9 protein-coding genes and 2 pseudogenes are annotated in these 10,101 nt (G+C 52.4%); 7 read left to right on the top strand and 4 right to left on the bottom strand.

Annotation, left to right across the window (positions count from 1 at the left end):
• Positions 1–257: pseudogene (locus tag I656_RS09010) on the top strand (hypothetical protein); the annotation flags it as partial.
• 328 nt (positions 258–585) lie between these two features.
• Here the strand turns inward: I656_RS09010 and I656_RS19130 are convergent.
• A pseudogene (locus tag I656_RS19130) lies at positions 586–2,214 on the bottom strand (cbb3-type cytochrome c oxidase subunit I).
• Between the two features lie 967 nt (positions 2,215–3,181).
• Between I656_RS19130 and I656_RS09015 the strand changes: the two are divergent.
• The 6 genes from I656_RS09015 (at position 3,182) to I656_RS09035 (ending at position 6,909) form a co-directional block, all read left to right on the top strand.
• Positions 3,182–3,874, top strand: coding sequence for a Crp/Fnr family transcriptional regulator (locus I656_RS09015; RefSeq protein ID WP_033005433.1), 693 nt, complete (start codon positions 3,182–3,184; stop codon positions 3,872–3,874).
• Positions 3,875–3,949: 75 nt separating this feature from the next.
• A complete protein-coding gene (locus I656_RS0115390; protein WP_033005431.1) occupies positions 3,950–4,183 on the top strand; it encodes a DUF2249 domain-containing protein in 234 nt (77 codons plus the stop codon).
• A gap of 3 nt (positions 4,184–4,186) precedes the next feature.
• On the top strand, positions 4,187–4,396 hold the full coding sequence (locus I656_RS09020; protein ID WP_013146125.1) for a DUF2249 domain-containing protein: 210 nt from the start codon (positions 4,187–4,189) through the stop codon (positions 4,394–4,396).
• Positions 4,393–5,643 carry a hypothetical protein gene (locus tag I656_RS09025; protein WP_015374111.1) on the top strand — a complete coding sequence of 417 codons (1,251 nt, stop codon included), beginning with the start codon at positions 4,393–4,395 and terminating at the stop codon, positions 5,641–5,643. The genes I656_RS09020 and I656_RS09025 overlap by 4 nt, the downstream gene beginning before the upstream one ends.
• 22 nt (positions 5,644–5,665) lie before the next feature.
• A complete protein-coding gene (locus tag I656_RS09030) occupies positions 5,666–5,968 on the top strand; it encodes a metal-sulfur cluster assembly factor (protein ID WP_015374110.1) in 303 nt (100 codons plus the stop codon).
• 191 nt (positions 5,969–6,159) lie between these two features.
• Positions 6,160–6,909 carry a Fic family protein gene (locus I656_RS09035; protein ID WP_033005429.1) on the top strand — a complete coding sequence of 250 codons (750 nt, stop codon included), beginning with the start codon at positions 6,160–6,162 and terminating at the stop codon, positions 6,907–6,909.
• A gap of 80 nt (positions 6,910–6,989) precedes the next feature.
• Here the strand turns inward: I656_RS09035 and I656_RS09040 are convergent, their stop codons facing one another.
• The 3 genes from I656_RS09040 to I656_RS09050 all read right to left on the bottom strand — a co-directional run bounded on the left by I656_RS09040 (position 6,990) and on the right by I656_RS09050 (position 9,928).
• Positions 6,990–7,235, bottom strand: a complete 246-nt coding sequence (locus tag I656_RS09040; protein WP_020754825.1) for a hypothetical protein — start codon at positions 7,233–7,235, stop codon at positions 6,990–6,992.
• A gap of 206 nt (positions 7,236–7,441) precedes the next feature.
• Complete coding sequence (locus I656_RS09045) at positions 7,442–9,550, bottom strand: heavy metal translocating P-type ATPase (RefSeq protein ID WP_033005428.1); 2,109 nt, start codon at positions 9,548–9,550, stop codon at positions 7,442–7,444.
• A gap of 6 nt (positions 9,551–9,556) precedes the next feature.
• Entirely contained in the window at positions 9,557–9,928 is a 372-nt protein-coding gene (locus tag I656_RS09050; RefSeq protein ID WP_033005425.1) for a metalloregulator ArsR/SmtB family transcription factor, read from the bottom strand.
• Positions 9,929–10,101 lie beyond the last annotated feature (173 nt).

Below are 10,101 nucleotides of genomic sequence, written 5' to 3'. Positions count from 1 at the left end.
AAGCCAACATGGCTACCAAACAGGAGCTTGAGGACGTAAAGAACAACCTAATGAAAGAATTAGATCATGTCAAAGCCAATATGGTCACAAAGCAAGAATTTGTTTTCCTCCAACAAGCAGTGCTTGAAACAAATGAAATCGTTAAGAAAATAGAACAAAACATGGAAAAGCACGAACGGATTTTAGATCTTCTTTCTAGGCGTTCGATTGAACACGAAGCAGCAATTTCCAGCATTCGTCTTATAAAGACAACATGAGCAAGGAGGAAGCATCTCTCCTTGCCTTTCTGAGGTGCGGCCGCCTTTATAGTAAAGGAAGAAACATCTCCATCGGAATGCGTTCGACCATTTCGTAAACTACATGAGCCATATGATCCAGTGGAATGATATCGCCTGGCAACGTGAGATGATTCATGGTACACTCTTCAAAAATTATGATGATGTTTCATAAACGAATCGCTCCTTTTCCGGCGATAGCGGTTATGATAACTCTATTCTGCCAGAAAACGAACGATTCTCTTCTATTTTCGTGTAAAAACGGGCTAATCCCAAAACGCATTCGCGTTTTGGGTCAGCCCCGTTTTGGTTATTCTTCCTCCGCCAAATTCGCCGCCGGCAGCTCTTCCCCTTCGCCGTGCGTTGGCTTGCGCAAATGGAACAGCACCTTGATGGCGAAAACAAGCAACGCAACGACGCCGATCAAAAAGATCGTATCCGGAACGAAGCGGACAAGCAGCAAATTTTGTACGACGTCTTGTTGCAAGAACGAAGGCGAACGGGACGCCCAATAGCCGTGTTCAAACGCTTCTTTGATTTGCAGCACCCCCACCGGGAGAAGCGTGATGAGAACCATGCCAGCCAGGCCGATGTTCAGCATCCAGCAAGAGAATTTCAGCCATTTGTCGTTCCATGCTTCCGGTTTGACGATGTTGCGCAGCGAGTAAAGGAGCACGGCGATCGCAAACATGCCATACACGCCCATCATCGCCGCATGGCCGTGGGTCGGCGTTAAGAATTGCCCATGTTCAAAGTAGCTGACCGCCGGCAAATTGATGAGAAAGCCGAACACCCCGGCGCCGACCAAGTTCCAGATCGCTGTGGAGATCAAAAACCAGAATGTTGCTTTATACGGGAAGTTGACTCCGCCGTCGCGCATCATTTTGTATTGCTCGTACGCTTCCAAAATAAGGAGCGTGAGCGGAATCACTTCGAGCGCCGAGAACACCGCGCCAAGGGCGATCCAGATTTCCGGTGAACCGTTGTAGTAATAGTGGTGGCCGATGCCGATCACACCGCTGCCTAGTAAAATCGTAAATTGGAAATAGAGAGCCCGGACCGTCGATTTTTTCGTCACCAATCTCATTTGTACGAGCAAAAACCCGATGACAACAACGGCGAACACTTCGAAAATGCCTTCGACCCATAAGTGATGATCCACCAGCGCCAAAAGTCAGCCATCGTAAAGTTCGTATCCGGTTCGATAAAGAACGCGAAGATGTAAAAGAACCGGAACGGCGATGGCTGAGTAAAACAGCAAGTGAATGAGCCCGCCTTTGTCGCTTTCTTGCTTCAGCCCTCGTTTGACGCCGCGGAAGACGATGAACAGCCAAAGCAGCATGCCCACGACTAAAATGATTTGCCAAACGCGGCCGAGCTCAATGTATTCCCATCCTTGATGGCCAAACAGAAACCATTCGTTCCCTAAGTAGCCGTTGACGCCGAGCCATTGGCCGATCATGCTGCCGGCGACAAGGACAACAAGCGCCCAGAAGAGCAGATCGACGAGCAGCCCTTGCTTTTTCGGCTCTTGCCCGCCGACAAGTGGCGCGATGAAAATCCCCATGCCAAGCCAAGCGGTGGCAATCCAGAAAATCGCCAGCTGCAAGTGATACCCTTTGGCGATGTTAAACGGCAATAGGTCATGGATCCATTTGATGCCGAAGAAGCTGTCCGGTTCCGTATAGTAGTGGGCGAGCAACGCCCCGAACATCGCTTGCACGAAAAAGAGCGCGGCGACGACAACGAAATATTTGCCCGCTTTCACTTGCGACGGAGTAAGCGGCTGCCGCCGCAAGTCGATGACCGGAAACTTTCCTTCTGTATACGCTTCTTGCATGCTTAGTTGATAACGGTGGAAGACGTACAAAATGATCCCGATAAACAAAATCAAAATCGTGACGCTCGCGCCGCTCCACCATACCGCGGAAAATGACATCGTATTGCCGGCGTCCTCATAGTACGGCCAGTTGTTCGTATAGGTGATGTGGTCGCCAAGTCTTGGCGTGCTTGACAGCCAAGCGGTCCAGAAGAAAAAGTCGGCAATTTGCTTGATTTGGTCGCCGTCCGCGACCCAAGCACGGCCTGATTTTGGCATGTCGCTTTCTTTGATCAATCCTTTTTTCAATCCCCAACCGTCGCCATTGGTGAACACGTCGCGGTAATAGTCGCGCACTTTTTCCAACCCGTATACTTGCGCATCTGTCAGGACGAGAACATCCGTAACCGGGTTGTAGCGATTTTTTCGCATTTCCTTGATGACTTGTTCGCGGATGATCGTTTTCTCATCGGCGGTTAAATCGGCAAACGGTTCGTGATACCGCTCTTTTGCTTTGTAATCTTGCATGCCTTCCGTATAAATTTTCAACGCTTCCGCCGTATAGTCCGGCCCCATATACGACCCATGCCCAAGCACGGTTCCGTAATCCATCAGCCCGTATTTTTGGAAGACGGCTTGCCCACCGATGATCGTTTCTTTTGTCATCAACACTTCGCCGCTTTCACTGCGCACCTCCTTCGGCCTTGGCGCCATTTCTTTAAAAATCCAATACCCGCCGACAAGCAGGACGGTAAAGCTGATCACAATAGTGAAAATGAGAATCGATTTGAGAAAACTGTTGGTCGTTTGCCGCCCCGGCCGCATGTTGGGGCGAACGGATCGATGAACTTCCATATGAGACAACCTCCTTCTCGTTTGTTCGCCCCCATTGTAGCGTGCTGAACCGAGGACGGTTTGTGAGCTGGGGCAAATGTCTGTTATGATTTATATCACAGCTTTATGGCGTGGGAATGTATACAATGAAGGCAGAAAAGGCCAAACGACGCGGATGTTCAAAAAGAGAAAAGCATTGATGTTCCGTTGTCAGCTGTCACACGTTTGTCACATTTCCAAAGGAGAGAACGCCATGGCGAACCATTGGATGAAAGACCGCTTAAAAGCTGTTCCGTTGTTTCGTGAACTGTCCGATTACGAGCTTGATTCGCTGGTTGCCATTTCCCACGTGCGCGTTTACAAGCCGCGGACGTTCGTCTTTATGCAAGGCGATCCGCTCGAGCGAGTCTATTTCATTCATTCCGGCACGGTAAAAATTTATAAAACGGACTTCAGCGGGAAAGAGCAAATCATCTCGATTTTGCAGACGGGAGAAATGTTTCCGCATGCCGGCTTTTTCTTAAAAGGCACCTATCCGGCCCACGCCGAAGTGGTCGAGGAAGCGACATTGATCGCGATCCCGATCCACGATTTCGAACAAGTGCTGATGGCGAGCCCTGAACTTTGCATAAAACTGTTCCGCGTCATGGGCGAAAAAATCGTCGACTTGCAAAACCGGCTTGAGGCGCAAGTGCTCCATAATACGTACGAACAAATCGTGCTGCTTTTGTTGCGGTTGACGCGCACGAACGCCGTCAAGCAAGGGAAATGGCATCGGCTCACCGCCCATGTGACGAACCGCGAGCTGGCCAACATGATCGGCACCGCCCGGGAAACGGTGAGCCGCACGTTGAGCCAGCTGAAACGGAAAGGGCTGATTGACGTCGACGAACACGGCTTTTATTTGATCGACCAGGAAGGATTGGAAAAAGAAATCTTTTTCTAACGTCCATGTGTGAGCCATATCACAACATCAAACATTGAAAATGATTATCATAATAGTCAAAAAGGAGGAGGGCACATGGCTGTCACAATTGAACTCGATGTGCGCGAAGATTTGCGGCAGAAACGGGAGCCGTTTGAAAAAATTATGAACGCCATTAAGCCGCTCAAACCGGGCGATACGTTCATTTTGCACGCTCCATTCAAGCCGCTGCCGCTGTTTCCGATTATGAAAGCGAAAGGATTTACGTACGAGGCCGAACAAATCGAAAAAAAACATTGGAAAGTAACGTTTGTGAAGCAGGGGGGATGACCGATGATCCTCGATAACCGCGGACTCGAGCCGCCGCAGCCGATGATGCGGACGCTCGCTGCCCTCGCGAAGCTGAATCCTGGGGAGACGCTGACGATCATTAACGACCGCCGCCCGATGTTTTTGTACGAGCAGCTTGATGAGCTCGGCTACCGGCACGAGACGGTCGCACGCGAAGACGGCAGTTTTGAAATCCGCATTACGAAAGGATGAGCAACGTGTTTCCTACTCGCACGGGGACAGAAACAGACGTCCGTCTTCCGTTCTCGTTTATCATGTTCGCCGTGTTGGCGTTCGCCGCGTCGCAGCTTATGTTGCTTGGAGCGATTCCCTCACTTAGCAGCGGCGCGTTCCGGTTGCCGTTCGTGTGGGCGGCGGCCCACCTGGCGTTGCTTGGCTTTGCGTTGATGACGGCCATGGGGGCGATGTATCAGCTCGTTCCGGTCGCCTTTTTGACGCCGATTTGGAGCGAGCGGCTCGGCTTTTGGCAATTTGCAGTGACAGCGGCCGGCATTGTCGCATTTGCCGTAAGCCTGGCGGCGGCGCCAAACCGGGCGTTTCTTCCCAGCTTGTTGCTTTTGCTTGGCATCATCCTATTCGTCTGGCAAATGGCGATGACGTTAAGAAAACAAGAAACGAAAAACGTCATGACCCTCTTTGTCGCCACATCGCTGTTGTTTTTGCTGCTGACGGCGGCGGCCGGAGGGCTCTTGGCGTTTCACTTTTTCGCCGCCAAAGGCGCTAACAGTCATGAAGTGGTGTTCGGGCTGCATGTGCTGTTTGGGCTGTGCGGCTGGTTCACACTGCTCATCATAGGCTTTTCGTACAAAATGGCGCCGATGTTCTCGCTCGCCCACGGCTTTTCGCTGCGGCCGGCGCGTTACGTCTATGCGCTGTACATCAGCGGGATTGCGGTGGCGTTCGCCAGCTTATTCTTGCGAAGCCACGCATGGCTTGCAGCCGGTGCAGCCTTGCTCATGAGCGGATTCGTTGTTTTCGCCTGGCATATCCGCGCCATTTTGCAAAAGCGGATGAAAAAAACGCTTGACCGCCCGTTCCGCTTTTCGCTTTCGGCCATCGTCATCGGCCTTGCGCTGCACGTTGCCGCCTTTGCCGCCATCGTTGTCGGCAGCGGACGGCTGCTTGGCATCATTGTTTATCTATTCATTGTTGGCTGGATCCTGTTTAGCATCATCGGCTATTTGCTCAAAATCGTGCCGTTTTTATGGTGGACGCATCGCTACAGCGAAAAAGTCGGCCAACAAAACGTGCCGACGTTAAAGCAAATGATGAATGAGCGAGCCGTCACCGTCCAATGCCGCCTATGGCTCATCGCCCTCGCGCTGGCGGCTGTGGCGCTTGCTGTCGCGAGCGTGCCGCTGTTCGCCATCACTCAAGTGCTGTTGGCTGGATTAAGCGTTGCTTTTGCCGGAACGATTTTAACGGTCTTCCGAAAGTAAGCGAATGAGGAGGAAAAGAACGATGGATGTCCGCAAACTTGCCATTCAACAGCTGAAAACGGTCCTTGATCCGGAGCTCGGCATTAACGTCGTCGATTTAGGGTTAATTTATGACTTAAAAATCGAAGATGGGCATATCAATGTCCTGATGACGCTCACGACCCCAGGCTGCCCGCTTCACGACTCGATCGCCCGCGGCGTCAAACGGGCGCTCGAACAAATCGACGGCATCCGCGACGTGCGCGTCCAAGTGACATGGAACCCGCCTTGGACGCCGGAACGGATGAGCGAAGAAGCGCTCCGTCAGCTTGGGCATTTTTCCTGAAACGGTCCACTTTTCCATCCCTTTTCGCCGTTCGCCCGTGTTGGGCGGACGGTTGTTTCATTGTCCTGCAACTGCTGAACACTCCCCGCCCTTTATTTTCTGTATCATATAGAAAAAACGAGAGCCATCGCTTGGCTATTTAAAGGAAAAACGAATCGAGGCCGCGAATCATATACCAAGAGGTGAGAGCGATGTTTGCTAAAATCGACGAGCTGAAACAACGGTTGGATGCGTTGCGCCCTTTGCCTCCAGGGTTGGTGAAAAACTTGCGGGAATCATTTCGGATCGAATGGACATACCATTCTAACGCCATCGAAGGCAATACGTTAACCTTGTTAGAAACAAAGCTAGTCGTAGAAGAAGGGATTACCATTGGTGGAAAACGACTCAAGGAACATTTGGAAGCGATTAACCATGCGGAGGCGATTGACTTTATTGAAGAGTTAGTCGCAAACAAAGAACATTTGACCGAGCACGTGTTGAAACAGGTCCATTATTTAGTATTAAAGAGCATTGACAATGAAAATGCCGGGAAATATCGAACATACAATGTGCGCATTTCCGGCAGCTCGTACACCCCCCCTCACTTTTTGCATGTACAAGATGAAATGAATCGATTGTTTTCTTGGTATGAAACGAATCAATATGCTCTTCATCCAATCGAACTGGCGGCTCGTTTCCATTTTCAGCTCGTATCCATTCATCCATTTGCTGACGGAAATGGACGAACTGCCCGCTTAATGATGAATTTCATTTTAATGCAGCATGGCTATCCGCCCGCTATTGTGAAAGCAAACCCAGAACAGCGCCGGAAGTATTACGAAACGCTGGAAAAAGCGAGCGTCGAGGGTGAGGTTACTCCGTTCATTCAACTGATCGCCGCATGTGTCGAAGAAAGCTTGCGCCACTATTTGTACGCGTTAGGGATGGAAGACGAATGAAACAGTACAAGAAAAAGACACGGAAGTGGACATGATTCCGTGTCTTTCTTGCTCCAATTCTAAGGTTGGCATTTGATCGGCTATTCAAGCAACACGTTCCACAACCACGCCATCAAAGGAACGATGACAAAAAAAGCGAAGGCGATGTATCCGACATATCGAATCCACCGGGGAAATCCTCGCCAATCGAGGGCTTCCCGCTTCATCGCCCCTCCCGCAGCGATCCGATCCAACTCTTCGGTCAGCGAAAACACCCGGTCGTCCACCCGTTGAACCTCTTCTATCCGTTGCGTTTCATGCCTCTCTTCTTCTCGAGATCCCTTCATGACGCCCCCTCTTCCCTATGATTTTCCTAAACAGAACAAAACATCTAACAACCGCCATCCCAAACATCCAACCGAATCCGCTTTGCTGTTTTCCTCTGCATTATACCGTCTCTCGTTGTCAGAAAGCACCACTATTTTCCACGAAGGAGGACAAATCCCCCAGAGGGGCGGAAAACGGTCCGTTCCCCGTTGCCCGGAGCCCCCGTTCATTCCTTCACCCGCAGCAGGCGCATGCTGTTGAATGTCACGAGCAGCGTCGCGCCCATATCGGCGAACACCGCGAGCCAAAGGGTGAGCCAGCCCGGGACGGCGGCCACGAGTGCCAGCACTTTAAGCCCTAAGGCGACGGCGATGTTTTGCCGGATGACGGCAAGCGTTCGGCGCCCAAGGTGGACGGTGTACGGCAGCTGGCGCAAATCATCGGCCATGAGCACAACATCGGCCGTTTCCAAGGCGGCATCCGTCCCCGCCCCGCCCATTGCCACACCAATATCGGCCGCGGCCAAGGCAGGGGCGTCATTCACCCCGTCACCGACCATGGCGGTTATGCCGCAGCGCTGTTTCAACTCGCGGATCGCCGAAAGCTTCTGTTCCGGAAGCAGCCCGGCGCGAATATCGGATACGCCCGCTTGGCGGCCAATGGCCTGTGCGGTTTGCTCGTGGTCGCCCGTCACCATCACCACTTCCGCCACTCCAAGGCGCCGCAGCGCGGCGACCGTTTCCGGTGCGGACGGCCGCAGTTGATCGGCCGCGGCGATAAGACCCAACAGCCGATCGGTCGTGCCGACGGCCATCACGGTTTTTCCTTCGTCTCGGAAGGCAGAGATTTGCTTTTCCGCTTCATCGGGCAACTTCCCGATCAAACTGGTGAACAAGGCCGGGCTGCCGATATAATACGTTTCGTTTCCGACAGCGGCCTTGACTCCTTTTCCGGTCAACGACTGAAACGCATCAACTGACGCGTCAAGAAACGGCGCTCCTTCCTCTTCCGCTTTGCGGATGATGGCCGAAGCCAAAGGGTGCTGCGATCGTTTTTCGATGGCGGCGGCGATAGCCAACAGCTGTTCACGTGTCCCTTCATATACGACGACATTGGTCACGGCTGGTTTCCCTTCCGTCAACGTCCCCGTTTTATCCAAGGCCACCGCCCGCAGCCGTCCGATTTGTTCGAGATATACCCCGCCTTTGATGAGCACGCCGCGCCGGGCCGCGTTGCCGATGGCCGTCACAATCGCCACCGGCGTTGAGATGACGAGCGCGCACGGGCAGCCGATGACAAGAACGGCAAGACCGCGGTAAATCCAATCAAGCCACTCCCCACCCATCACGAGCGGCGGCACAAGAGCGATCAGAAGCGCGGTCACGATCACAAACGGCGTATAATAGCGGGCAAACCGGTCGACAAACGCTTGCATCGGAGCCCGCTCCGCTTGCGCCTCTTCCACAAGATCAATCATTTTCGCCAATGTCGTCTCGTCCGCCCGTTTTGTCACTTCAACTTCGAGGAATCCTTCTCCATTCAGCGTCCCGGCAAACACTGCGTCTCCCACTGTTTTTTCCACCGGCAGACTTTCGCCGGTGATCGCCGCTTCATTCACTGTCGAGGCGCCGCTTATGACAATGCCGTCCAAAGCGATTTTTCCACCCGGCTTGACGATCATGACATCCCCGACGCGAACGTCTTCGACCGGAACGGTCATTTCCTCGGGGCCGCGACGAATGATCGCTTCAACGGGCGCCATCTCCATCAACGAAGCGATCGACCGCCGCGCGTTCTCCATCGAATAGCGCTCGAGCGCTTCACTGATGGCGAACAAAATGACAACAACCGCCCCTTCCTGCCATTCCCCGATCGCCGTTGCACCGAGAATGGCGATCGTCATTAACGTTTTCATATCAAACTGCCAGCTGACCAAATTCCGGAGCCCCGTCCAAAACAGTGAGTAGCCGCCGATCACGATCGCCGCCAAATACATAGCGACCGCCAGCATCCCCTTGTCTGCCGCATCCGCCGCAACGCCAAACAGAAGCAGTGCCACAGAGGCGAAGACATTTCGATTTTCTTTTCGCTTCCAAAACGGCTCTCGCTGAACCGTGCGCTCTCGTTCTTCACGAATGGTCAACTGTTCAAACGCTCCTGCCTGCTCAAGTTCATCAATCGTCGCCTCGCCCCAAACGGTGAGCTTGGCGGCGCCGAAATTCACTTTCGCCTCTTTCACGCCGGGCAAGGATTTCACGTTTTGCTCAAACTTAGCTGCGCAGTTTGTGCACGTCAGTCCTTGCACGCGGTATGTTTTGGCCTCAAGCGATCCAATGTTTGTTCATTCCCCACGGCCGTCCCCCTCTTTCCGATGGGCGAGCGCGACAAGCAGCAGCTCGCGAATATGGTCGTCATCCAGCGAGTAAAAGGCCAGTTTCCCCTCTTTTCGATATTTCACAATTCCTTGCTTATACAAAATGCGCAAATGATGTGATGCCGTCGCCACTGTCGCCCCAATCACGTTTGCGAGGTCACAGACGCACAGCTCCTCTTCACCGCAAAGCGCATACACGATCTTCGCCCGGTTTTCATCGGCAAGCGCCTTAAAAAAAGGGACAATCTCGGCAATTGGTTCATCGCGAAGCCGCCGCTGAACCCGCTCGACCTTCTCGTCGTCATAACAGTAAACGTCGCACACATCATGACGGTGCATTCCTTCTCGCTCCTTGTCAATATTCAAATATTCATTTGAATATAGAATAGCATATCTCCCCCTTATATTCAAATATTCATTTGAATAAAAAATGTGCTCAAACGAAAAATCCGCCTTTTTTGTTTAAAAGGCGGATTCCCTCTTGTGAAGCACGCTTTAGCTGACCACAAACA

This window comes from Geobacillus sp. WSUCF1, from assembly GCF_000422025.1.
In the GTDB taxonomy this organism is placed as follows: Bacteria; Bacillota; Bacilli; order Bacillales; family Anoxybacillaceae; genus Geobacillus; species Geobacillus zalihae.
The sequence above is the reverse complement of the archived record's forward strand: the minus strand, read 5'-3'. Positions and strand labels throughout refer to the sequence as shown.

Bases quoted from the DNA above. Each gene is read 5' to 3' on its own strand.
- I656_RS09020 (WP_013146125.1), top strand. From the start codon at position 4,187: ATGATCCTCGATAACCGCGGACTCGAGCCGCCGCAGCCGATGATGCGG.
- I656_RS09015 (WP_033005433.1), top strand. From the start codon at position 3,182: ATGGCGAACCATTGGATGAAAGACCGCTTAAAAGCTGTTCCGTTGTTT.
- I656_RS09040 (WP_020754825.1), bottom strand. From the start codon at position 7,235: ATGAAGGGATCTCGAGAAGAAGAGAGGCATGAAACGCAACGGATAGAA.
- I656_RS09035 (WP_033005429.1), top strand. From the start codon at position 6,160: ATGTTTGCTAAAATCGACGAGCTGAAACAACGGTTGGATGCGTTGCGC.
- I656_RS09050 (WP_033005425.1), bottom strand. From the start codon at position 9,928: ATGCACCGTCATGATGTGTGCGACGTTTACTGTTATGACGACGAGAAG.
- I656_RS09025 (WP_015374111.1), top strand. From the start codon at position 4,393: ATGAGCAACGTGTTTCCTACTCGCACGGGGACAGAAACAGACGTCCGT.
- I656_RS09030 (WP_015374110.1), top strand. From the start codon at position 5,666: ATGGATGTCCGCAAACTTGCCATTCAACAGCTGAAAACGGTCCTTGAT.
- I656_RS0115390 (WP_033005431.1), top strand. From the start codon at position 3,950: ATGGCTGTCACAATTGAACTCGATGTGCGCGAAGATTTGCGGCAGAAA.